This window comes from Collinsella aerofaciens (genome assembly GCF_964283865.1).
Lineage (GTDB): Bacteria > Actinomycetota > Coriobacteriia > Coriobacteriales > Coriobacteriaceae > Collinsella.
In genome coordinates, this window is record NZ_CAXYLS010000005.1 from 13,532 (window position 1) to 37,150 (window position 23,619).

22 protein-coding genes are annotated in these 23,619 nt (G+C 60.9%); 12 read left to right on the forward strand and 10 right to left on the reverse strand.

From position 1 onward, the window contains the following. Positions 1-49: 49 nt before the first annotated feature. The 3 genes from ACRX4W_RS04675 to ACRX4W_RS04685 form a co-directional block, all read right to left on the reverse strand. Complete coding sequence (locus ACRX4W_RS04675; RefSeq protein ID WP_117840160.1) at positions 50-1,072, reverse strand: 2-keto-3-deoxygluconate permease; 1,023 nt, start codon at positions 1,070-1,072, stop codon at positions 50-52. Positions 1,073-1,222: 150 nt separating this feature from the next. Next, on the reverse strand, positions 1,223-1,546 hold the full coding sequence (locus ACRX4W_RS04680) for an AzlD domain-containing protein (RefSeq protein ID WP_035137063.1): 324 nt from the start codon (positions 1,544-1,546) through the stop codon (positions 1,223-1,225). Beyond that, positions 1,536-2,228: an AzlC family ABC transporter permease gene (locus ACRX4W_RS04685; RefSeq protein WP_117840161.1), complete on the reverse strand. Its 693-nt coding sequence runs from the start codon at positions 2,226-2,228 to the stop codon at positions 1,536-1,538. The genes ACRX4W_RS04680 and ACRX4W_RS04685 overlap by 11 nt, the downstream gene beginning before the upstream one ends. A 126-nt stretch (positions 2,229-2,354) precedes the next feature. On the opposite strand from ACRX4W_RS04685, the gene ACRX4W_RS04690 reads away from it, so the two are divergent. After that, positions 2,355-3,167, forward strand: coding sequence for an HD domain-containing protein (locus ACRX4W_RS04690; RefSeq protein WP_117840162.1), 813 nt, complete (start codon positions 2,355-2,357; stop codon positions 3,165-3,167). Here ACRX4W_RS04690 and ACRX4W_RS04695 read toward each other — a convergent pair. The 3 genes from ACRX4W_RS04695 to ACRX4W_RS04705 are packed head-to-tail and all read right to left on the reverse strand — an operon-like array spanning position 3,164 to position 6,789. Further along, a complete protein-coding gene (locus ACRX4W_RS04695; protein WP_117840163.1) occupies positions 3,164-4,369 on the reverse strand; it encodes an electron transfer flavoprotein subunit alpha in 1,206 nt (401 codons plus the stop codon). The two genes, ACRX4W_RS04690 and ACRX4W_RS04695, sit on opposite strands and share 4 nt — an antisense overlap. Next, complete coding sequence (locus ACRX4W_RS04700) at positions 4,370-5,185, reverse strand: electron transfer flavoprotein subunit beta/FixA family protein (RefSeq protein ID WP_117840164.1); 816 nt, start codon at positions 5,183-5,185, stop codon at positions 4,370-4,372. Positions 5,186-5,187: 2 nt separating this feature from the next. Further along, the gene (locus ACRX4W_RS04705; protein ID WP_117840165.1) at positions 5,188-6,789 is read right to left on the reverse strand and encodes an FAD-binding oxidoreductase; all 1,602 of its coding nucleotides are present in this window, start codon (positions 6,787-6,789) and stop codon (positions 5,188-5,190) included. A gap of 346 nt (positions 6,790-7,135) precedes the next feature. Between ACRX4W_RS04705 and ACRX4W_RS04710 the strand changes: the two genes are divergently transcribed. The 9 genes from ACRX4W_RS04710 (at position 7,136) to ACRX4W_RS04750 (ending at position 16,877) form a co-directional block, all read left to right on the forward strand. Beyond that, positions 7,136-7,432 (forward strand): hypothetical protein, encoded by a 297-nt coding sequence (locus tag ACRX4W_RS04710; RefSeq protein WP_117563502.1) that lies wholly within the window; start codon positions 7,136-7,138, stop codon positions 7,430-7,432. After that, the gene (locus ACRX4W_RS04715) at positions 7,429-7,938 is read left to right on the forward strand and encodes a cell division protein FtsQ/DivIB (protein WP_117647479.1); all 510 of its coding nucleotides are present in this window, start codon (positions 7,429-7,431) and stop codon (positions 7,936-7,938) included. Before ACRX4W_RS04710 ends, ACRX4W_RS04715 begins: the two co-directional genes overlap by 4 nt. A gap of 90 nt (positions 7,939-8,028) precedes the next feature. Beyond that, the gene (locus ACRX4W_RS04720) at positions 8,029-8,628 is read left to right on the forward strand and encodes a hypothetical protein (protein WP_117563504.1); all 600 of its coding nucleotides are present in this window, start codon (positions 8,029-8,031) and stop codon (positions 8,626-8,628) included. Positions 8,629-8,677: 49 nt separating this feature from the next. Continuing rightward, positions 8,678-8,893 carry a hypothetical protein gene (locus ACRX4W_RS04725; RefSeq protein ID WP_147325407.1) on the forward strand — a complete coding sequence of 72 codons (216 nt, stop codon included), beginning with the start codon at positions 8,678-8,680 and terminating at the stop codon, positions 8,891-8,893. A gap of 18 nt (positions 8,894-8,911) precedes the next feature. After that, entirely contained in the window at positions 8,912-10,342 is a 1,431-nt protein-coding gene (locus ACRX4W_RS04730; protein ID WP_117563506.1) for a hypothetical protein, read from the forward strand. 118 nt (positions 10,343-10,460) lie between these two features. After that, entirely contained in the window at positions 10,461-11,177 is a 717-nt protein-coding gene (locus ACRX4W_RS04735) for a DUF554 domain-containing protein (protein ID WP_197032801.1), read from the forward strand. A gap of 87 nt (positions 11,178-11,264) precedes the next feature. Next, positions 11,265-13,019, forward strand: a complete 1,755-nt coding sequence (locus ACRX4W_RS04740; protein WP_432299421.1) for a TerB N-terminal domain-containing protein — start codon at positions 11,265-11,267, stop codon at positions 13,017-13,019. Further along, entirely contained in the window at positions 13,012-14,316 is a 1,305-nt protein-coding gene (locus tag ACRX4W_RS04745) for an ATP-binding protein (protein ID WP_117582895.1), read from the forward strand. Before ACRX4W_RS04740 ends, ACRX4W_RS04745 begins: the two co-directional genes overlap by 8 nt. Before the next feature lie 116 nt (positions 14,317-14,432). After that, positions 14,433-16,877, forward strand: coding sequence for a DEAD/DEAH box helicase (locus ACRX4W_RS04750; RefSeq protein WP_117563508.1), 2,445 nt, complete (start codon positions 14,433-14,435; stop codon positions 16,875-16,877). Positions 16,878-16,904: 27 nt separating this feature from the next. On the opposite strand, the gene ACRX4W_RS04755 is transcribed toward ACRX4W_RS04750, so the two are convergent. The 4 genes from ACRX4W_RS04755 to ACRX4W_RS04770 all read right to left on the reverse strand — a co-directional run bounded on the left by ACRX4W_RS04755 (position 16,905) and on the right by ACRX4W_RS04770 (position 21,398). Continuing rightward, positions 16,905-17,783 carry a spermidine synthase gene (locus ACRX4W_RS04755; RefSeq protein ID WP_432299423.1) on the reverse strand — a complete coding sequence of 293 codons (879 nt, stop codon included), beginning with the start codon at positions 17,781-17,783 and terminating at the stop codon, positions 16,905-16,907. Then, positions 17,784-19,691, reverse strand: a complete 1,908-nt coding sequence (locus tag ACRX4W_RS04760; RefSeq protein ID WP_117840168.1) for an elongator complex protein 3 — start codon at positions 19,689-19,691, stop codon at positions 17,784-17,786. A 97-nt stretch (positions 19,692-19,788) separates the two neighbouring features. After that, positions 19,789-20,685, reverse strand: a complete 897-nt coding sequence (locus ACRX4W_RS04765; RefSeq protein WP_158549067.1) for a DUF4097 family beta strand repeat-containing protein — start codon at positions 20,683-20,685, stop codon at positions 19,789-19,791. Continuing rightward, the gene (locus tag ACRX4W_RS04770) at positions 20,685-21,398 is read right to left on the reverse strand and encodes a helix-turn-helix domain-containing protein (protein ID WP_117640543.1); all 714 of its coding nucleotides are present in this window, start codon (positions 21,396-21,398) and stop codon (positions 20,685-20,687) included. Before ACRX4W_RS04770 ends, ACRX4W_RS04765 begins: the two co-directional genes overlap by 1 nt. A 267-nt stretch (positions 21,399-21,665) precedes the next feature. On the opposite strand from ACRX4W_RS04770, the gene ACRX4W_RS04775 reads away from it, so the two are divergent. Both ACRX4W_RS04775 and trmB read left to right on the forward strand, forming a co-directional pair. Next, complete coding sequence (locus tag ACRX4W_RS04775; protein WP_117563514.1) at positions 21,666-22,538, forward strand: class I SAM-dependent methyltransferase; 873 nt, start codon at positions 21,666-21,668, stop codon at positions 22,536-22,538. Between the two features lie 118 nt (positions 22,539-22,656). Beyond that, the gene (trmB, locus tag ACRX4W_RS04780) at positions 22,657-23,496 is read left to right on the forward strand and encodes a tRNA (guanine(46)-N(7))-methyltransferase TrmB (protein WP_117647468.1); all 840 of its coding nucleotides are present in this window, start codon (positions 22,657-22,659) and stop codon (positions 23,494-23,496) included. Positions 23,497-23,619 lie beyond the last annotated feature (123 nt).

The window sequence follows — 23,619 nt, forward strand, 5'->3', positions numbered from 1 at the left end:
CCATACGGCGCGAATTGCACACGCCGGCTTGATTGACTCGCGTCGACGATTACTCGCCGTCGATGTCGGTCGCGACGGCCTCCTCAATAGCCTCGACGCCTTCGACCGACAGATCCTCTTCGCCGTGGCAGAACTTCTTATCGACCCAGCCGGTCAGAATCGGGGCCATGATGGCCGTGATGATGACGGCGGTGGCGATCTGCGCATACGCGGTGGGCGCAAGCTCGGCATAGCGCGGCGCGACCTCAGCAAGAGCAACCGGCGTGGTCATAGCCGTGCCGGCGATGGTGGAGCAAGCAACGGCGGCCTTGCCGTTGCCGCCGCACAAGCGCTCGAAGGCAAAGGTGATGGGGCCAACGATAAAGAGGGTGATGAGGCCCAACAGAATGCCGGAAATACCGCCGGTGATAAAGCTCGACAGGCTCATGGACGCACCGAGCTGAAATCCGATGACGGCAATCGCGGGATTGGCACCGGGAACCAGCAGGTTCTTGATAAACGGGAACAGGTTGCCCAGAACCATGCCAATAACGAGTGGCAAGATGGAGCCGATAATGGTGCCAATGGGAATGTTGGCGAGGCCGGAAACACCGAGGATGATCATCGTGACGGCGGGGCCAGCCGTAAAGAACAGGATACCGACGGCGCCCTGCTCGGACTCATCGCCGAACTCGCCCATGATGCCCGTATAGAGCGCCATGTTGCAAAACGTGATGCCGCCGATGATAGACACGGAGCTCAGACCCAGGAAGTTGTCGTTAAAGAAATATGCCACGCCCAGGCCGAGAGCCGCTGCGACGACCAGCTTGGGGATCAGCACGACGATACCGGTCTTGATGGCACCCGGCGTGGACTTAAAGCTGATGCCGGCGCCCACAAACAGCAGGATCGCGGCGACAATGGTATTGGAGCCACCGCGGCAGGCAGCCGTAAAGAATCCGCCGATCTCAAAAACCTGCGGGCAGAAGGTGTTGAGCAAAAGACCGACGATCATCGGATAAATCATGATGTCGCCCGGGATGCGCGGGACCTTGAATTTCTTTTGCTCGTTGGTGGTTGCTTCCTGTGCCATGAAACCCCCATTTCCGCTGACGGGATACAAAAGCCCACGTCACGCTTTGCTACAGTAAAGTTTGACCATGGTACCAGAAGAAATAGACCAGCTCGGTGAAAAACTCGACAAGTTGGGATGGAACGAGATTCGGCGCCCGCGACGCCACCCCTATATAAGGCTCAAGACGATATAGAGTACGATGCCCGAGACGCAGCACCACAGCATCGATTTTGTCTTGACCGCCACGACCACGACGCCGGCGGCCGCAATCCAGGGAACCAAGGCAGGCCAGAGCCCCGCGTCGAACGCGCCGGGACTCACCAAGTCGTTGGCGACCAGCGCGGCAAAGGCAGCGGGCGGGATATAGCCCAGGGCCTCGGTAATACGGGGCGACAGGGTCCGCCCGCGCAAGGCGAACGCCGGCGCGATGCGAAAGAACGCGATAGCAGCCCACGACGACAGCCACAGAACCAAGAACTCGTTAACGGGCATCGCGGGCACCTCTTCCGTCAAATACAGCATCGCACGCCAGCGCAATGGCAATGCCGACCACGACGCTTGCCGGCACGGTAATATTCATGAGGCCCAAGAACTTGCATACGGCGACGGACACCGCGCCCGAAACCGCCGCGACAACGTTGCCGCGCGACAACCGCTGCGAAAAGAGTAGACAGATAAAGAGCGACGTGCAGACGAAACTCGCAATAGCGGTGGGAACATCGACAACGGCGCCGACGATGGCGCCCGTCGTACACGATACGCCCCATGTTGCGATAAGGATCACGTTGAGCACAAAGGACTCGCGCGGGCCCCAATCCTCCCCTTCAACCAACTTGGCAAGCGAGATGCCATATGCCTCCTCGGTAAGTGTCGCGGCAACAGCCAGCGTCTGACGCTTCGAGGCGCCCGCCAGATGGGGTGCGATCGATGCCGAGTAAAGCGCAAAGCGCGAGGAGATGGCGGCGACGCTCGCGACGATCGATGCTGCAGGCACGCCCGCCAGCCACAGGTTGCAGATCATAAACTGGCCGCTGCCCGTCACAAACGTGCTGCTCAGAGCAAAGACCATCCAGGGCTCCATTCCCGTCTGCCCCATGATCATTCCGCACGGCGCGCCTATTGCAACATAGGTAAGCATCACTGGCCAGACGATTTTAAAGATCCTAAGGACCATGCCACTCCCATTCTGGTAAGTCGTCTGCAGCGCGCCTTGCAACGCAGCAGAAATATCAACCGGTGGCAATAAAGTTCACCTACAATTGCCACCGGATCGAAAGACACAACTTTTTAGGAAGTCATTATGACAGTTATCGATCGAGACCGGGCGCGCGCGGCCTTCAAAAGCTACACCGATGCCTACGACGCCACCAACCCACGCATCGCGCTCAAAATCGAGCATACGTACCACGTGGCCGAGGCATGCGATGCCGTAGCGCGCGAGCAGGGCTGGTCGTCAGAAGATATTGACCTGGCATGGCTTTGCGGCCTGCTACACGATATGGGCCGCTTTGAGCAGTTGCGGCGCTGGGACACCTTTAAGGACGCCGAGAGCATGAGCCATGCAGCGCTGGGCATCGAGGTCCTCTTTGGCGAGAATCCCGCCGATGCACCCGCCGTAACGAGCATCCGCGACTTTATCGATGACCCGGCAGAGGACGAACTGATCCGCGCGAGCATCGCCCACCACAGTGATTTTCGCCTGCCCACGGAACTCGACACCCGTACACGGAGCTTCTGCGAGATCGTGCGCGATGGCGACAAGATTGACATTATGCGCACCATCGCCGACAGCACCGTCGACACCATCCTCAAGGTGGATGAGGACACGTTTCTCGCCAGCCACTTCTCGACACCGGCGCTTACCGCCTTTGACGAGCATCGCTGCGTCGCGCGTGACGAGCGCAACGAGCCGGCGGACTACCTGGTGGGGCTCATCTGCTTTATGTTTGAGCTCGTCCATCCGGCAAGCCGTGCACTGGCGCGCGAGCAAGGCGATATCTATCGCCTGCTCGACGCGCCCTTTGGCATTACGCGACCCTTTACCGACCCCGCCGCGCAGGCAACCTGGAGCCGCCTTAAGGACGAGCTGCGCCGCTGGCTGGCAAGCGCTTAGCACTCGAGCTGAGCCAGCAGTTCCTCAACGATCTCAACGGCATCGCCGACGACCTTGTACTGGGCGGCACCGAAGATGGGGGCATCCGGGTCCTCATTGATGGCAACAATGCACTCCGCCCCACCGATGCCGGCGAGATGCTGGATAGCACCCGAGACACCGATGCTCACGAGGAGCTTGGGCGAGACCGATACACCCGTCTGGCCAATTTGGTGGCGATACTCCAACCAGCCTGCCTCCACAATGGGACGCGTGCAACCAAGCTCGGCACCCAGGGCATCGGCGAGCTTTCGCATCAGGGGCAGATTCTTCTTGGAGCCGATGCCGCGGCCCACCACGACCAGACGCTCGGCATCGGCAATTGAGGCCTGCTGTCCCCACTCCTCGGCGGGAATCGAGATCTCGACGCGGGCCTTAACGTCATCCGCAAGCACTACCTGGGTAATCGTGCCGGAGCGGCTATAGTCAAACTCGGGCGCCTTAAAGATGCCGGGGCGCACCGTTGCCATCTGAGGACGGTGGTTGGGGCAGATAATGGTGGCCATCAGGTTGCCGCCAAACGCCGGGCGCGTCTGCTGCAGCAGACCCGTCTCCGTATCCACCGAAAGCACCGTGCAATCAGCCGTAAGGCCCGTCTGCAGGCGCACGGCAACGCCGGGTGCCAGTTCGCGGCCAAACGCGGTCGCGCCGTACAGAATGGCCTCGGGCTTGCGCTCGGCCACCAAATCGTAGATCAGGCGAGCATAGACCTCCGCGTCGTTCTGACGCAGGCGCTCGTCACGACAGACCAGAACTTCGTCCGCGCCGGCACAAACCAGGTGTTCGAGGTCCTCGAGCGAGCCCTCGGGGCTCATGCCGACCAGTGCCACCAGGCGACAGCCGCGGGCATCAGCAAGCTCGCGTCCCTTGCCCATGAGCTCGAAGGCCACGGATGCCACGGCATCGTGCTTGTCAGTTTGCACGAAGACCCAAATGTCTCGATATGCGTCAAGGTCTACCGCGCCGGCGGCCTCGTCGCGCTCGATCGAGATGGCGTTGACGGGGCAGGCGTCGACGCACCCGCCGCACAGGATACAGCCGTCGGTTACGCGGGCACAGCGATTGGGGCGCTCGCCCTCCACCACAATGCCGCCCGAGGCGCAGGCGCGAACGCAGCGACCGCAGCCGATACAGGCTTCGCTATCGATAATCAGCCCGCTCATCTATGCCATCCCCTCAATAATCTTGGCAAGTTTTACCGCCTGCCCGGACGCCGTTCCCTCGACGGCCTCGCACGTTTGGTCACGGTCGGGCACAAACGAGCGCACGACCTGCGTCGGTGATCCGGCAAGGCCGCAACGCGAGGGGTCGGCGTTTACGTCGGCAGCGCTGGCCACGCGCACGTCTGCATCCTCGGCCGCGCGAATACCGGCAATACTCGGCATGCGCAGCTGGCCAATCTCCTTGGCAGTCGTCATCGCACACGGCATCTCCAGGTACACCGTCTCCTCGCCGGCATCGCAGCCGTGAACGAGCGCCAGCGAGCCACACGTCGTAAATCCCGCGCTCTGCACACAGCTCACGTCGGTCACGCAGGGGACCCCAAAGGCGCCGGCCAGCTCGGGGCCGATCTGGGCCGTATCGCCGTCCACTGCCATCTTGCCGCAGATGAGCAGGTCAAAATCCTCATCGAGTGCCTCGATGCCGCATTTGAGGGCATAGGTGGTGGCTAGGGTATCGGCGCCCGCAAAGGCTCGGTCGGTCAGCAGCAGCGCGTCGTCGGCACCGCGGGCGATGCAGTCGCGCAGCAGCGATTCGGTCGCGGGGATGCCCATCGACACCACCGTCACACGCACGTCCATGCCAAAGCCGATAAAGTCGTCCTTCAGCGCTAGCGCACATTCGAGGGCACTTGCATCGAAGGGATTAATGACCGCCTGCTTGCCATCACGCACGATAGTATTGGTCTTGGGGTCCATCTTGACCTCGGTGCTTCCGGGCACCGCCTTGACGCACACCACCATATGGAAATCACTCATCTTCACGCGCCCCCTTTCTGAACGAGTTCATCCAAGAGCTTCTCCGTAAACAGGTTGCCGCGACCCAGCTGGCCGGCAGGATCGAGCTGGAGTTTGAGACGCGCCGACTCGACCATGGCCTCGTGGCCGTACATCGTCTCCAAGAAGCCCGCCTTGATCTTGCCGACGCCGTGTTCGGCAGAAACGGCACCGCCCATGGCCGTGACCTCGGAAGCCCACTGGGCAAAGAGTTCTCCACCACGACGGTAGTCTTGCGCATCGCGCGGCAGGATGTTCACATGCAGATGGTTGTTCCCGATGTGTCCCCAGGCAGCAGACTCAAGCCCGCTTTCGGCCAGCGTGCGGCGATAGAGGGCCATGACATCGGCAAGGCATGCATTGGGCACCGACATGTCCGAGCCCAACTTGGTGATAGTGGGATCCGTGCGGCGGCGCTCGTCGATAAGCATGTTGACGCTCTCAGGCACCGCGTGGCGGAAGAACCGCTGGCACTCGCGATCGACTTCGGTGCGGGCGACCCATGTCGCATCGTCGCGGCCGCCCGCAAGCTCCAGCACCCATCCCAGGTGGTACAGCTCCTCGGTCGCCTGCGCCTCGTCGTCGCAGTCGAGCTCCACGTAGACACAGACCTTTGCCTCGTCGTCGAGCGCCGGCAGCGAGGCAAACGCCGTCGACTGCTCGCGCTGGCGACGTAGAATATCCAGGGCGCCAGCATCGAAGTACTCGATGGCAGCCGCATGGGACAGGACAGGGCGCACGGAATCGGTAAAGGACACCGCCTTGTCCTCGCTATCGAAAAAGCAACTCACACCCCATACGACCGAAGGTGCCGCCTGCAGGGCGATCTCGAGCTCGGTAATGACGCCGAGCGTGCCGCACGCGCCGATAAAGAGGTCGATGGCGTCCATATCGTCCGCAACGAAATAGCCTGAGGCATTTTTTGTCTCGGGCATGGTATAGCCGGGAAGATCGAGCTCGAGCGTACGGCCCGCTGCCGTCACGAGCGACAGGTGGCGGTCCTGGGCAAAAGCCTCGCCGCGCTGAAGCTCAAGCAAATCGCCATCAGCCAGCGCGACGTGGAGTCCCGTGATATGCGGGCGCATGGGACCGTAAGCGTAGCTGCGGGCGCCTGAGGCGTTGCATGCCGCCATGCCGCCCAGACAGGCAGATGCCTCGGTGGGATCGGTGGGAAAGAACTGCTCGGGGGACTCTTGGAACTCCTCGTAGGCCTCAAGCGATGCCTGGTCCCAACCAGCGGTCGGCAGTACCTTCTTGCTCAGCTGCTTACGCAGCTCCGAGAGCACAACGCCCGGCTCCACGCGCAGCAGAAATTGGCCTTGTTCATCGCGGCGAAGGCCCAAGTAGCGATTCATACGGGAAGTATTGAGGATATGCCCACCGTGGGGCACGGCACCGGCGGCAAGGCCGGTTCGGGCGCCCTGAACCGTTACCGGGACACGCTCGGCATGGAGCGTTTCCAAAATGGCACGGACCTCGTCTTCCGTTGTCGGAAACGAGATGCTCGATGCTTCGCCCGATGCGCGAGATTCGTCGCGGCCATACTCTTCGAACTCGTCGGTGAAGGGTTTGATGGTTGCAGACACGCGAACTCCCCCTTTATCTAACTACAGTGTTTGCAGGGAGATGTTACCGCATCGTTTCGTCGACGTGTTCGAAACCGTCTCCATAATTGGCGATTTTTACGTTTGCGCAATTCGGCGAGCGGCTGGATTTCCTCGGCAGACGATGCTTTTGACAAATATCGCCCCGCCGTCGCCGACCGCTCGATTGTCGCTCGAAAAAAGTTGAAGTAATTATTTCCATCTTTTACCTGCGGAGATGTCAATCCGTCAAGCATTTGGTCAGAAATTGGTCAAGTAGCGGCTGATACGGTCGGCGTCGACAGCCAAAACCGATAGAAGTTTTGGCCCCAGAAGCAGGGAGGTTCCCATGGCATATTACTGGCCCCAGTACGGCGTCGCCATCGAGGTCGACGACGATCCCTATCTCCTGCCTTTCGACGAAGAGGCGTTCCCCGAAACGGCGGTCTACCACGTCACCACCGATGTTATCTGCGACCCCGAGTCGTTCTCGGCGCTCGCCCACCACATCGCGCGTATCCACGACATCGAGCTCCCTCACGACTTTGACGAGCTCATCTACTCGCGCCGCCTGATGCTTCACATGCTCTTTGGAGCGGACCCGTCCACGTTCGCACGTGTCTACACCACCAAGGACGCCGCATGAGTGCGAAGAAGCCGCCCCGCCTCGCAGGACTGGGGCGTCGCAAGAAACTCGTCGTTGTCTGTCTGGCTATCGTCTGCGCCCTTGTCGCCGTAGGACTATACGCCTGGCAGTCGCAGCCCGTGCCCGAAGCGGGCGCCTCAGTCACGACGGCAGAGGGTAAATCGCGACAAGAAATCCAAGATGAGCTCGATGCCATCGTCCGCGACAACATGATGACGATTTCGGTCGCGCCGGTCGCTCAGCTACAGGAGGACGGCAAGCTGCGCGTCAACGTGCAAAACGTCCAAGACAATAAATTTCCCCAGCGATTCCGCGTCATCCAAAACGACGAGACCATGTACGAATCCGGTGTGGTCGAGACCGGCAAGACAATCGAGACGTGCCCCGCCGGCGACATCAAAGAAGGCGAGGCATACATCGAGATCCAGGCACTCGATGCCAAGACCCTCGACAGCCACGGCAATCCGACACGTGTCAAGGTACGGGTTGAGCAAGCCGAGAACTAGCTTTTTCGACCGACGCGGCACCGCACGCAATTCACCAGCATTCGTCCAATCATCGCGGGGACGGCCCGCGGCGAATAGAAAGGAACGACCATGGACATCACCAGGAACATGAACGGAGCCAGAGCGCTCGTCGTGGGCGCAGGGCTCGCGCTCTCGCTCGCAATGGGCGCCGCCCCGACGCCAGCTCTGGCAGCCGGGCGCGTTGGAACCACAAAAGTAATGGTCAGGACCGAGATCGACAACGTAGAGTTCAAAGTTCCGACGGTTATTCCCTTCGTCGCCAAGGCCGACGGCACGCTTCAGGGCCCCTCAGAAGACGCGACCACCATCGACAATCATTCGGCCTACGGCATCCATGTCACCAACATGAAGATCGACGCCATGAACACCTGGACCATTGCCGCCGACGCCAAGGCCGGAACCGCGCAGAATTCCATCGACTTTAAGGTCGGCCCCAACGGCGCACTCCAGAACGCCAGCGCCGCAATGCAGGAGACGGGCCTCGATCTTTCCAAGAATGCAGCCTTCGACATGGGCTACCAGGGCATTGCCGGCGGCACGGACAAAATTAAGCTCAAGACAAGCGGAAACGTCGCCCGCGTCACGCGCGACATCTTCCGCGTAACCGGCGAAGGCGATCAAGTTGCAACGATCACCTGGACGGTCGAGCCCGGTGCGCACACGGCATAAGGCCGTCGCCCTGGCCACCGCCGTCAGTATCCTAGCGTTTGGGCCAGCCATGGCCTTTGCCCAGCAAGAACAGGCGCAGGCCGCCACGCAGGTGACGGTCGACCTCTCGGAGCTCGACCGCGGCAACTGCAAGGAACCGTTGGCACAGACAGACGACAGACGATGGCTCTTGGCAGCAGGCGCCACGACAGCAGGCGCGGGAACCGCCGGCCTCGGTCTGCACATCAAACGCAGCCAGAAACGAAACACGGACAGGCCGCACTAAATTAGCTAAGGAGACCCCATGGCATCGAAGAACCTTTTGCCCGTCGTCGCACTCTGCGGCGCGCTCGCAACCGGAACGCCTGTCGCCGCTTGGGCGACTCCCGTCATGGCAGACTCCTTACCAGCAGCCCTAAGCTCCGCACCAAATCCGTCGAGCGCCATTGCGTGCAAGCGTTTTTCGTTCGCACAGGCCGCAATCTCAACCTCGGGATGCCTTCGTCGTAATACGGACGGCTCGATAGTCGTGGATATCAATCGTTCGAACAAGGCAAACGGCTCCCAGGCGGGGTGCGCCGTCTGCACGTGGCGCTCGATTGTGCTCGATGCAGATGGCGATCCGTGCGATTTGGGGTTGCGCATCGATATCGCTTCGGTCGATGACTCGGCGAACGGAGCGAAGGTCGCCTTCGACGGTGCGTTTTTCGAGAAAGGAGGCGGTATATGTCTGGGCTGCGCCGCCGCGAATGCAGACGATGTGCAGCCCACCCTCTCATTCACGGCATCGCTGCGGCTGACCAAGGCGGGCACCGATGCCATCGCGGCGGGAGAAGCATCCCTGCTGTTCTACGCCGCCAGCACCGAAGACACAGACATTCATTTCGAGAAGCCAGCCGGATCGCTCAGCCTTACGCGCGGGACGGAGGCAGGCCCTATTGCGATCGATACCCACACGCTAGGCAGGCAACGCATTCTTGCCGACCCGGCGCTTCTCGAGATGGAGTGGAACGGATCCGGAGCCGTCGGGATTGTCCCCTCCGCGCTTGACGCCAAGACGCTCCCCTCAAACGACGAACCCATCAACGCAACCATACAAGAAGAGAGCACGGACAAAGAAGCAGGTGCGGGCGACACGCCGTCGCCGACAAACAGCGTCCCAGCTTCTTTCGAAGCACCGAATGAGCCCGCTACCGGTCCAAACGATCCCGAGCTCGCGGACAGTCTGGGGCTTGCTGATCCTCAGGAGATCGATGAAGGTAACTGCTGCGTGCTTGCCGCCCTCGACCACACAGAGGTCATCGATGCTGCAAACATCGAAGTTGCCGCCGCCAATCAGCCCGTCCGCAAGTCGGCCATCATCGCATTTCCCGAATCCATCGAAGTCGTCTTTTTGCCATCGGGCGAGGTCGTGGCCCCAACACTGCTCACCTTGTTGGGCGCCAAGAATACTCGAAACGAAATTAAAAAGGTCACGGTTGTCGACCCTGCAACCACCGCTAAACTGCGTCTATACGCCGTTGCCCCAGACGGAGGCAAGACCTTGGAATTCGATGGCGACACACTTCTAGCCTGGCGACGTCTGGACATTATGCAAGACGTCTCGTATCAGATCGAACTCGAAGGGTTTGATCGTGCCCGCGATGCCAATATCATCGCCGCGGCTATTGAATCCCCGCAGCGGCTTATGACACTGCGCTTTGACTACTACCCCTATGTCCCGACAACCACCTGAGGCTTAAATGCTGCGCATCATTCCTAATACCACTTATATAACGTATTAGATGAGTCGCGATGTGCCTCGCATTTCGTTCTGCTACGATTGCCACGTTGGCATCAATACAGGAGGGCTCATGCCGGGCTTGGGAACAATCATCAACGTTGCGCTTTTAGTTGCGGGCGGTCTTTTGGGATTAGCGGGCGGCCGCTTCATTACACCGCGCATCCAAGACACGCTCATGAAAGCATCGGGGCTGTGCGTCCTGTTTATCGGCCTGGGCGGCACCATGCAAAAGATGCTCATCATCGATGGAAAGGCGCTAGCGACCACCGGTACCACCATGCTCATCGTCTCATTTGCGCTCGGCTCGCTCATCGGCGAGGCCGTCAACTTGGAAGCCGCCATCGAGAACCTTGGCGAATGGCTCAAGCGCAAGACTGGCAGTGAGGGCGATAACGAGTTCACCAACGCTTTTGTCTCGACTTCACTCACCGTGTGCATTGGCGCCATGGCCATTGTGGGATCGATCCAGGACGGTCTGCTCGGCGACTGGTCAACGCTTGCCCTCAAGGGCGCACTGGACTGCATCATCGTCTGCACCATGACGGCCTCGCTTGGCCGCGGCTGCATCTTCTCGGCCCTGCCCGTCGCCGTGTTCCAGGGGACGATCACGTTGTTTGCCGGCGCGCTCTCCCCCATCATGACCACAGCTGCCCTCAACAGCCTTTCGCTCGTAGGTTCCATGCTCATCTTCTGTGTCGGCGTCAACCTCATCCGTCCTCAGACCTTCCGCACGGCCAATATGCTTCCCTCCGTCGTCATCGCCGTCATCTACGCCCTCCTGTTCTAAATCTATCAACGCAGCGGCATCTCGAACATCTGTTTGATGCTGTGCTATGATATGAGGTCACCGTAGCTGTGTTCGAGAGGAGGAGCGGTGGCCGACCAGGACATCAAGATGCTCATCGAGCGCATCATGGCCGAGGCCCGGACCCATCAGTCCGCCCGCTTCTCAAGCGAAACCTACGCAGACGAGCCGATTCTCAAAACCGGCCGACAGATGCAGAATTTCCTCCCCGACCAGTACCGTAAAATGCGCGAGATATCGCGCTGGCAGGATGACCCCAAGGGCGGTGCGGGCCGCTGGCTTTCGGAAGCCGAGCTTTTTTACCGCCAGGGCCTGCTGATGGCCGACTTTGAGGACGACTGTCCCTACAACGGCACCTTTAAGTCGTACTTTCCCACCTACAACGCCATGAGCGACCGGCAGCTGCGCGGCTACTTTACCTGGCGTGCCCAAGTGCGCCGCGGAACCGTCGAGGAAACGTCTACGTCCTTTGCCTTTCTGTATCTCTATGAGCTGATCTGCGGCATTGGCGTAGATGATCCACTCGATGGTTTTAACAAGATCAGGGCTTTTTGGGATGTCTATCGCGCCTTCGAGCCCGGCATCGACCGGTTTGCGCGCGTGTGGCTGCAAGATTACGCCGTGTTCCACGGGCTCGACCCCAAGCTGCTTCGCGACTCTAAAACCGTCATGTTCGATAACGCCCTTATCGAACTGCGGCGCGCGGCACGAGACCTTGTACCGGCACCGTCCGGCCAGACCCCTAAGCGTCGCAAAACCTCCGAGCCCACGCTCCCCCTTCCGCCCGATGAGGTGCGCGAGGAGCGACTCATGGCCGCCATCAACGCCCTCTCCACGTACAACCTAAGTAGCTCGCGGCTCGACCGCAGCCACCACCGCGATCTGCGCCACGTGGCGTGCGCCGTGTATGTCCGCATGGCGCGCTACTATGACACGCACCGAAAGACCGGCATCGTGGCAAGTTTATTTGGGGAGGAGACGGCAATGCCCTACACCATGTTTGCCTCGGCCGTATTCTTTGCGCCCGAGCGCCACGAGGACTGCGAATACCGTCTGGACCCCATCCATATCTACCGTTGCCAAAACGGCTTTTGGGAATGCATGCGTATCCACGGTAGTAGGCAAAAGAGCAGCAAGCTCGGTGAAATGATGCGCGCCTGCGACCAACGCCTGCGCCTGGCGCTGGACCCTGCCCATCCCCTTAAGGAAGAAAAGGTCCCCAAATATCTGGCCAAGATTATCGATGACGAGATTGTGGCATGGCTTTCGTGGGACGCCGCACACCAGCCCGTCAAGATCGATATCGATCTGAGTCAGCTGGGGCATATTCGGAGCGCCGCCGCACAAACGCGCGAGGCGCTTTTGATCGACGAGGAACGCGAGGACGGCTCGTCCGCAGAAGCCGAGGCAGCGGACTCAGGGCAACCGGAAGCCGAGCCCGTAGCCGACGCGATGGTCGAGGCGGTCGCGGCGGCTGCAGGGCAGGACGAGTCCGACGAGCCGACCATATCCACCGAACAGTTTGGTGTCGTGGCACCGCTTCTCGCGCCGACGCCCACGTTCGCAGCTGCTACGCCCGCTGACGCCACAAACGAACTCGCGCCCGCCGCAAACGCCTATCTCCGCGCTCTGCTCGAGCACAACGCAGTACAGGCGGAATCGGCGGTAGTGCAATCGGAGCAGAGCGAGGACATGCTCGTCGATACCATCAACGAGGCGCTCTTTGACCTGGTGGGCGACACCGTAATTGAATTTAGCGCAGCAGGGCCGCAGATTATCGAGGACTACGAAGCAGACGTGAGAGGATACCTAGACCATGAGTGATACCGCATCCGCAGCACCTCGCGTGCCCAAGCGCGTCGCTGCCGTCATTCTCAACTCGCTCAAGGGCGGCGTGGTCCCGCGCATCGGCCTTCCTTACATCACCGTAGGGCGCGAGGTCGAGATCCGCGCCCTGCTCACCGATCTGAGTCTCATCGCCGACGGTGGCGCGAGCTTCCGCTTTCTGGTCGGTCGTTACGGCGCCGGCAAGAGCTTTTTGCTCCAGACTATCCGCACGCACGCCATGGGCGAGGGGTTCGTCGTCGCTGATGCCGACCTGTCGCCCGAGCGCCGCCTGCAGGGCGGTCAGGGACAGGGCCTTGCCACCTACCGCGAGCTCATCCGCAATATATCGACCAAGACGCGCCCCGAGGGCGGTGCGCTCAACCTTATTCTGGATCGCTGGGTCGCCTCGTGTGCCGACGTCGACGAGTCGGTCGTCAATGCCCAACTGGCCCCGCTCGAGGAGATGGTCCACGGCTTCGACTTCACCCGCATGCTCCGCCGCTATCGCATGGCCGCATCCGGGGGCGACGAAGAGACCATGAGCCGCGTGACCAAATGGATTCGCGGCGAATACCGCACCAAGAGCGAGGCACGCGCCGAGCTGGGCTCCTCGACCATCATCAGCGATGACGACTGGTACGACTACGTTAAGCTCATTGCGCGCTTTTTGGTTTGCAGTGGCTACAAGGGCATGCTGGTGCTCATCGACGAGCTCGTGAATCTGTATAAGATTCCCAACGCCATCACGCGCCAATACAACTACGAGAAGATCCTGACTATGTACAACGACACGCTCCAGGGCAAGGCGCAGTACCTGGGCATGATCATGGGCGGCACGCCAACCTCCATCGAAGACCGCCGCCGCGGCGTGTTCTCCTACGAGGCCCTGCGCAGCCGACTCGCTCAGGGCCGCTTTGCGCGCGAAGACCTTAAGGACATGCTCGCGCCCATCATCCGCCTGCAGCCACTCACCTACGAGGAGCTACTGGTGCTCATCGAAAAACTCATGCAGATCCATGCCGGCTACTTTGGCTGGACGCCCACGCTTGCCGAAAACGACTTGGTGGACTTTCTCAAGATTGAGTTCGGCCGCGTGGGAACCGATACGCACTTGACGCCGCGTGAGGTTATCCGTGACTTTATCGAGCTGCTCGATATCCTGTGTCAGAACCCCGATGCAAATGTGGCCGAGCTGCTGCAAAGCGTCGGCGGCGACGCGCTGGCGCCGGCAGCCGCAACAGGCGACACCGGCACCGCAGGCGGCGACCGTAACTTCGCCGAGTTCACCATCTAACCTACCAAAAAGGGACAGGTTTATTTTGGCAGGTTTTATCTGGGCAAACGTTGAAGCAGTAATGCAGCAAGCCGTTGCCAGCCGCGTTGAGAGATTCGTTGTTGAAAGGAGGCCCCGTGAACGCCTTTGACCGCTACGCCCCGTTTATCCAAGACTTCATCTACTCCCACGATTGGGAGAGCCTACGCTCTATCCAGGTTGCAGCAGCTGATGCCATCTTTAACACGCAAGATAATGTGCTCCTGACGGCATCCACGGCTTCCGGCAAAACCGAGGCAGCCTTCTTTCCCATCCTGACCGAGTTTTGGGAGAACCCGCCCGCAAGCGTGGGCGCCCTCTACATTGGCCCCCTCAAGGCGCTCATCAACGACCAATTCGTCCGCCTCAACGACCTGTGCGAAGAAGCCGATATCCCCGTCTGGCACTGGCATGGCGATGTCTCGCAATCACACAAGGCCAAACTCATCAAAAAACCGAGCGGCATCCTACAGATTACGCCCGAGTCGCTCGAGGCGCTCCTGATCCATAAGCACATGGCGATCCCGCGCATGTTTTGCGACCTGCGCTATGTGGTTATCGACGAAGTCCATTCGCTCATGCGCGGCGACCGCGGCGGGCAGACGCTCTGTCTTATCGAGCGCCTCTCGCGCATGGCAGGCGTGCAGCCCCGCCGCATTGGCCTTTCGGCCACCATCGGCGACCCCGAGCGCACGGGCGCCTTTCTCTCGCAGGGAACGGGGCGCGACTGCGTTATCCCCCGCTTTGAGGAACCGCACCGCGTGTGGCGCATCTCCATGGAGCACTTCTACAACTCGGGCCCCCAGGCTCAGCAACGAGGATTCGTAGGCACAGGTCCACAAGAAGCCGAGGTGCTTGCTTGCGAGCGTATTGAGACGGCGGCGCCCGCGGCGCTGCCCGCATCCGGACAAGACATGTGCCACAGCGGACAGCTTACACAGGAAGAACACCGTCAACGTCGTGAGCAGGCGCGGGGCAAGGCCGCTCCCAAAGACCGTCGCACTTCCTCGGCCCCCGAGGGCGAAGTCGACATCCCACGAGCGACCGAGCAGGCGCTTCTCAACCCCACCGACACGGCGCCCGACAACGCCGACCCCGGCATGGGCTATATCTTTGAGCATACGCGCGGCCGCAAATGCCTGGTCTTTGCCAACTCGCGCGAGGAGGCAGAGGCCGTGTGCTCCATGCTGCGCAGCTACTGCGAGAGCCGGCACGAGCCCGACCGTTTTCTCATCCATCACGGCAATCTTTCGGCATCGCTACGCGAGACGGCCGAGGAGCTCATGCGCGACGAGGAGCAGACGCAGACAACCGTCACCACCTCTACGTTGGAGCTCGGTATCGATATCGGCCGCCTGGAGCGCGCCTTCCAGATTGACGCGCCGTTTACCGTTAGCTCCTTTTTGCAGCGCATGGGGCGCACGGGCCGTCGCGATCTTCCGCCCGAGATGTGGTTTGTCATGCGCGAGGAAGAGCCCGAGCCGCGCACGATGATGCCCGAAACCATTCCCTGGAAGCTCCTGCAGGGTATCGCGCTCGTACAACTCTATCGCGAGGAAAAGTGGGTCGAGCCACCCAAGCTCGATCGTCTCCCCTACAGCCTGCTCTATCACCAGACTATGTCGACCCTCACCAGCACCGGCGAGCTCACGCCGGCCGAACTTGCCCAGCGCGTGCTCACGCTCAGCTATTTCCACCGTGTCTCGGCAGACGATTACCGCGTGCTGCTACGTCACCTCATTAAGATCGACCATATCCAGGTCACCGAAGGTGGCGGGCTCATCGTGGGTCTCGCGGGCGAGCGCATCATCAACAACTTTAAGTTCTACGCCGTGTTCCAGGAAAACGAGGAGTTTACCGTCCGGAGCGAATCGGCCGAGCTGGGCACGATCGTTAATCCGCCCCCGCCCGGTGAGCGCATCGCCATCGCCGGACACTGTTGGATTGTCGAGGAAGTGGACTGGAAGCGCCACACTGTCTTTGCCACGCAGGTCAAGGGCCGGGTGCCGGCCTACTTTGGCGACTGCCCCGGCGACATTAACACGCATGTGCTCGAGCGCATGCGCAAGGCGCTCAACGAGCACGCGACATATCCGTACCTTATGGGTAACGCACGGGCCCGCTTGGCGCAGGCTCGTCATACCGCCGAGATTTCGGGGGCGGGAACCAAGCCGCTCATTAACCTGGGCGGCGATACCTGGGTGCTCTTCCCCTGGCTGGGCAGCTACGCCTTTTTGGCGCTCGAGCGCATGCTCAAGATTAAATGTGCCGCGGAGCTGGGCCTTCGCGGGCTCGATCCGTCACGCCCGTACTTTATGCAGTTTAAGATGAAGGCCGACGAGGAGACGTTCTTTGAGGTGCTCGCCGCCGAGGCCGAAAAGGACTTCGATCCCATCGAGCTCGTCTATCCTGGCGAGGTGCCTTACTTTGACCGCTACGACGAGTTTGTTCCCGAAGAGCTCGTGCGCAAGGGCTTTGCCGAAGGCGTGCTCGACATCGAGGGTATGAAGCAGCGCGTTCTCGGCTGGCGCGACCACGCCTAAGACCAGTCTTTTTTGGGACGGGGAGACTTACTTGTCGTGAAGGACGGTGCCGAGGAAGTCGGTGTCGAAGGGCACGGCTTCGGCAAAGGCGTAGTCGCCGTCGCTGGCGATGAGCAGGTAGTTCTCCTCGCCGCCGAACTCCGTATCGCCACAAGGCGCCACCCAAGCGCGGTTGAACACCTCAAGTGCCGTGGCAACGCAATCGCGCAGGAACGTCACATCGCTCCCCTCGTTTGCGCTCACGATATTGGCAACGTAGATGCCGCCGGCATTCAGGCTGCCCCGCACCAGGCGCAGCGCCTCAACGGTCGCCAGCTCGCGCACAGGCTCGGCACCGCCAAAGCAGTCGCTCACAACGACGTCGTAGCGACGATGGCCCACGCTCGTCACACCCAGATACGAGCGAGCCTCGGCGGTAATCACCCGCAGGCGATCGCCCACCGTGTGCTCCAGTTCATCCAGATAGAACCAACGGCGCGCCAAGCGCGTTATCTCTCCGTCATACTCGATGACGTCCATACGCAAGCCCTCATGCGACAACAGTGCAAACTTGGGATAGGAAAACCCACCGCCGCCGAGCATAAGCATGCGGTCGATGCCGTGACCATAAGCGTCGCGCATTGCATCCTCGGCCTCAAACACATCGTCAAATGCACGATAGTACGCAAAGGCCGGCTCCGCCCAACGATCGCCAACATAGCTCGCGCTTTGGTAGACGCCGCCCTGCACGAGCACACGGACCTCGTCACCGCCCTCATTGTGCATGCGCTTCACCCGCGCCAGCCCGTTGCGGGTCCTCGCGACCTGCAAACAGGCAGCGCGAACAGCGACGGCGGCCGCACCAAGCGCCGCGGCTCCCAGGGCAACGCCGGCAATGACGCCGGCAGAAACACTTGGCTTGTTCATCTAGAGCTCCTTCTGCAGATAGAGTCCATGGTCATAAAACCCAAGATGGCGATAGTACTCGCGCGTACCAATCGCGCTGATCACGTTGATGTGCGTATAACCGGCATCCCGAGCTATCTGGCACGCACGCTCCACGAGCAAACGTCCCAATCCATGGTGCTGCGCCGCCTGACCCTGGTCGCCCACGCGCGCCGCCATACCGTACACGTGCACCTCGCGAATCATCGCCTCGTCCGGCGTCGTCGGCAGCTCGTCCACATGCGCGGCAACAAAAGCGCGATCGGGCAGCGACAACCGCAAAAAGCCCGCGATCTTGCCCCGCGGCGTCACCCATTGCAAAAAGTGCTCGTAAGTCACCGGCGTCTCGTACGCCACTTCCTCATCAAGGGTCAACTCGTCCAGGTCGGCACCCGCCGTGCTGATCTCGCGATAGCGAATCTCACGCACCGTCGCACCGTCACCCCGAGCAGCCAGGCGGTTCTCGACGAGCTGACGTAGGTTGGGCTTCTTGTTGCCCACCATGATGTCGTCGGAGCTAAAGTCGCGAATCATACGGCTGATGCGGCAGAACGCCGGCGTCACCACGATGTCGTCGGCCAGCACATCGAGCAGCTCTTCCTCGGTATAGGGGCGCCACTCGCCACGCTCATAGCAGCCCACCAGACGCGAGCCCTCGATGAGCGCACACGGGTAAACCTTGACCTCGTCGGGCATAAAGGCCCCTTCGGTCATAAAGCGCTCGTAGTCGCGCTTGTCCCCCTCGGGCGTGGCGCCCAGCAAGTTGAGCATAAAATGCGCGTGGATCTTAAAGCCAAACAGGCGCGCAAGCGAAAACGCCCGCTCGATCTGCGCCACCGAAATGCGACGCTCGTTGATATCGAGCAAATGCTGGTCGAGGCTCTGGATACCCATCTGAATCTTGGTGCAGCCCAGACGGCGGATAAGCGTGAGGGCCTGCGGCGTTACGGCATCGGGGCGCGTCTCGATAACGAGTCCCACCACGCGATGCTTCGCCGTCTCGTTGATGCGCTGCTGACGCTCGAGCTCCTCCATCGTTGCCGTCTGCCACTCGGTGACCTCGCCCCACGGCGTACCGGGGCCGTACAGACGACGCACCGCGCGGTTATAGCCGCCCACGGCAACATCCACACGCTCCTGCTCGTCGGCAACGCCGGCAGCGAGCTTGGCCTCGTCTGTCGCAATGCCGGCAGCCCGATAGCGCTCGCGGCGCTCTGTTACCACCGGCGGCAGGGCATCGGCGGGAGCGTCATCGAGCAGGCGCCCCGCCTCGGCACGGCTGATGCCCGGACGCGCCAACATGGGGTTTGCCGCCACGCCCGCCACCGCATCATCATTGAGCGCACGGAAGAGCTCCGACATAAACCATGCCTGATACCCTTGCGAATAGTCGCTCCAGGTACCGCCGAGCACGATGAGCTCGATCTTGTCGGTCGCATGCCCCATCTGCGAAAGCGCCGTCAAACGGGCGCTCACCTGCAGATACGGATCGAAGCAGTTTTGCTCCGCACGGGCGCACGCCGGCTCGGCGTGCAGGTAGCTTTTGGGCATGCGCAGATCGTTGGGGCAAAACAGGCAATCGCCCGAGCATGGCCAGGGCTTGGTGATGACGGTAATGGTCGCCACGCCCGAGGCCGTTCGGCGCGGCTTCATACGCAGCACCTGCAGCAGTTGGCGTTCCAGATCGGCATCGACATTCCATCCAGCCCAACGAGCCGGCTCCTCGCGCTTCACCCGCTGGTAAAACGGCAGCAGGCGGCGCTTGGCCAAATCGCGTTTGTCGGCGCCCTCACGGCGCGCCTCGGCATGTATCAGCTTGACGAGTGCCTTGTCGTCCACGGTCTCGCCGCGACGCAGAGCCTCGAGTATGTTCAAAATAATCTGTTCCATGCCCCCATTGTAAAGGCAAAGGCGCCGGAGCCAGTCACGGCCCCGGCGCCTCCATCAAAGAGCATGCCTATATGCACCGATCTCCGAAAACCGCATGTCACACCGATTCGAACGACATGTCGCCCGAACCGACCTTAAAACGATACGTTGCAGACTTGTCACCGTTGTCGAATTCAGCATTCAATATGGTCTCGCCATCGTAGCCAAGCGGAAGGAAATCGCTCTCAAAGTCACCGCTGCCCACGGTGAGGCTCGCCTTAAAGCCCGTAGAGTTCGGAACCGATATCTCCACATCGCCCGAGCCCACGCTTACGTCCATCGACTTCGCGGGGGCCTGGTAGAGCTCGAACGCCACATCGCCCGAACCGACCTCGGCATCCAAGGTGTCGGTTACGGTGCCCGCAAACTCGATGTCTCCCGAGTCCAAAGTCAAGTTGAGGTCATGACACGCAATGTCCGTGACCGTCAGATCGCCCGATCCTACATTCGCTGTAATGCCCACCATGTTATCGGCAACTTCGCGCGGCAGTTCGACGGTAACCGTGCGGTCAATGGCGCGCTCGTCATCGCAATCGAACTGGCGAATCTTGAGCGCAGAACCCTTAACCTCGGCCAGATTCTGAGTGGCAGCATCGTAGGTAGCTACCCCCTTTGCAACACGACCGCTCTCGATGACACGCACCTGCCCGCCGGAAACGCACTTGATCTCAACCTCACCCGATGTCACATCCAGGTCAAGGGACTGGAATGAGTCGGCATCAAACGTTTCGCTCGAAAGCTGCCGAGACTGAGCGGAATAGTTACCGCCATCCAAAGAATCGTCCCCGTCAACCACATCGTCCATACCGGACAAACCGGATGCAATATCGCCGAGATCCCACGGGCCATCAAAATGAAACAATATCCGCGAAGTGCCAAAGATAAGCCCGATGATGAGCACGAACGCTCCGATACCGACGCCCAGGCGGACCTTGGACTCATGCGAGAGCTTCATCATTCATCACCTTCTTTGGCGCTCGGCTCAGCGGCGGTCGAGGAAGCCACGTCAGTATCAACCGCAGCGGAAACATCCTGAGCCTTAGCCGCCTCCGGCGCCGGACCAACCTGAATATCCCCGCGTGCCCAATCGCCATCGAGCGCACGCGCCACCCAGTGATAGATGGGGATTGTAAAGAAGATCAGCGCGGCAAAGGAGCCACCAAACAGGAACATCAGCAAAAAGAACAGCAGCCAGCACACGGCCCAATACGGAAACGACTGGAACGGACCTTTCACCGGAGTCGAGCCAGCTGCGCCGCCACTCGTCACCTGCGCCGTAGCGGCATTGGCGGCCTGCGCGCTCCAGCTTGCCGCTTGCGCCGCCTTGGCGGCGGCATCACTCGCCTGTGTTGCCGCCTCGGTAGCACGTGCCGCTGCCTCATGGGTACGGGCGCGCTCCGCTGCCTCGGCCTCGCGCTGACGGGCGCGGTCCTCGTTCTCAAACTCGATATCGTCCTCGATCTCATCGCTCGGATTAAGGAGCTCATCCAAACTCACGCCATAGAGTTTTGCGAGCGAGATCAGGTTCTCGGTATCGGGCGAGCTCTCCGCACGCTCCCATTTACTGACCGCCTGGCGCGACAGCCCCAGCTTTCGCGCCAGCCCTTCTTGGCTAAAACCCTTGCTGCGACGAAGGTCGGCGAGCCGCTGCGCAGTTTCTACATTCATGGTTCCTCCTATGCGATGCCAGCCGTGCCGCCGGACCGTTTTTGTTCTTAAGGCGCCTTGCACAGTTAAAAATCTATCCGCCACCGCCAAAAGCATGCCACCTATTCTAGTGAGATTTTTGACAACCGGCGGTTGCGGGCATATATGAGCTGCGGAAATGTGTCCAAACAAAGCAATGACCCGCAGCTCGGTTGTCCCCGTTGCGGCGTTAACGGTAGTATGGTCGTACTGTTTATTCCGCACCGCCAACGGAGGGAGTTCCGCGCCGTGAACCGCGATTTCGCCTCATCGCTCATTCAGCTCAACAATACGTTCTATCGCGAGCACTCCGCCTCCTTCTCCGATACGCGCCAGGCACCGTGGCCCGGCTGGGTACGCACCATGGACATAGCGCTCGAGCAGCTCGACGTCGCCACGATCGAGCATCCCGTCCGCGTCTTCGATCTTGCCTGCGGCAACATGCGATTCGAGAACTTTGCCGCCGGCGGCGCACTTTCCGCCAAGGGCGTCGACGGCGCAAACCCCTCGGCAGACGCCAGTTGCCCGTTTGAGTTCTATGGTGTTGACTCGTGTCAGGATTTGGCTATCGATGCGCACGGTCACGCCCTGCGCATTCCCAACCTGCACTTCCAGGAACTCGACGTACTCGATGCCCTCATGAAGCTCAACCCCGCCGAGACACCCGACGTGCTTTTCGACGCCCCGCTCGCCGACATCTCGGTCTGCTTTGGCTTTATGCACCACGTGCCGTCGTGCGAGTACCGCGTACGCGTGCTCGACGCCCTGGTGCGCCAGACGCGCCCAGGCGGCATCATCGCCATCAGCTTTTGGGAGTTTATGAACGACGAGCGCATGGCGCGCAAGGCCGTTCGCGCCGAAGCCCGCGCCGAGCTCACCCCGCCGTTTGAAAGTTACGATTCCGCGCAGTTTGAAGCCGGCGACCACCTCATTGGCTGGCAAAACGACCGCCACGCCTACCGCTATTGCCATCACTTTGACGATCAGCAGATCACCGACCTGGTGCGCGGCGTGCGCACATTCTACAAGAGCGGCGAGGTCCCCGTGCGCGAGCTTGAGCGCTTCCATGCCGACGGTCGCAGCGGCGAGCTCAACCGTTACGTGATTCTCAAGCGCCTGTAGGCATCGGCGACTTGCCGCCGAGCCGCACCGCAACTTTCGGGCAAGCTATGCCCCACCCTTTTCAACCCATTGATGGAACGTGCTGCCATGCGTTCCATACTCATGATCAAGGAGCCTCATGGGAGCCGTCCACGTTCGCACGCCTAAGAACTTTGTGCTCGAGGAGCGCCTGGAGCGCTACGCCGATGCGATTGAGACGAACCCCGAGGCCTATGCCGGAGATTGGCGCGAGGCTTGCGCGCCAGTTGGCAGCAAGCCCTTCGAACACCTTCACCTGGATCTTGGCTGTGGCAAGGGAACGTACCTTGTAGAGCGCGCGGCCCACGAGCCAAACACCCTCTTTATCGGTATGGACCAGGAGCCCATCTGCATCGCCTATGCCGCACAGAAAATCTGCGAGCAGGAGCTGTCCAACGCACTCGTCCTGCCCCGAGGCGCCGCATCGCTGCCGCAGCTGTTTGCCGCAGGCGAGCTCGATGCCATTACCATTAACTTTCCCACGCCGCAGCCCAAGGCCAAGTACGCCAAAAAACGACTCGTCCATGTCGACCATCTGATGCTCTACCGCCCGCTCTTTTCAGCCGGCGCCACCGTCACACTGCGAACCGACAGTAAGCCATTGCGCGACTACGCCCTGGGGCAGTTTGCCGCGGCCGGCTACGACACGCTTTGGGTAAGCGACGACGTCCGCCGCGACCATCCCGAGCATCCCGAGACCGAGTACGAATGCCGCACGCGCGAGATGGGTGCCGTCGTCTATGGCATTTGCGCCACACCCGGCGCGCAGCCCAGCAATGAACAGCTCGCGGCGGGCCGCGCGCAGGAGCAAAGCCTTGCCTGCTACCTGCCCGAAAACCTCGATGAGCTCACCTATGTACCTCTGGGCATGGAAGAGGCCGTCGAGAACTTTAGAAACCGCGCCCGCAAAGGCAAGAAGCGCCTGCCGCAAGAGTCCTAGGGGCTTCTGATGGTCGCGGCGTCGGCAAACAAGCGCAAATTGGCGCCAGCGAACGGCCCTCAAACCTAAGTGAGTAGACTTTTTTGCAATAGCCAGGCACAGCCCGCATAGCGAAACATAAAA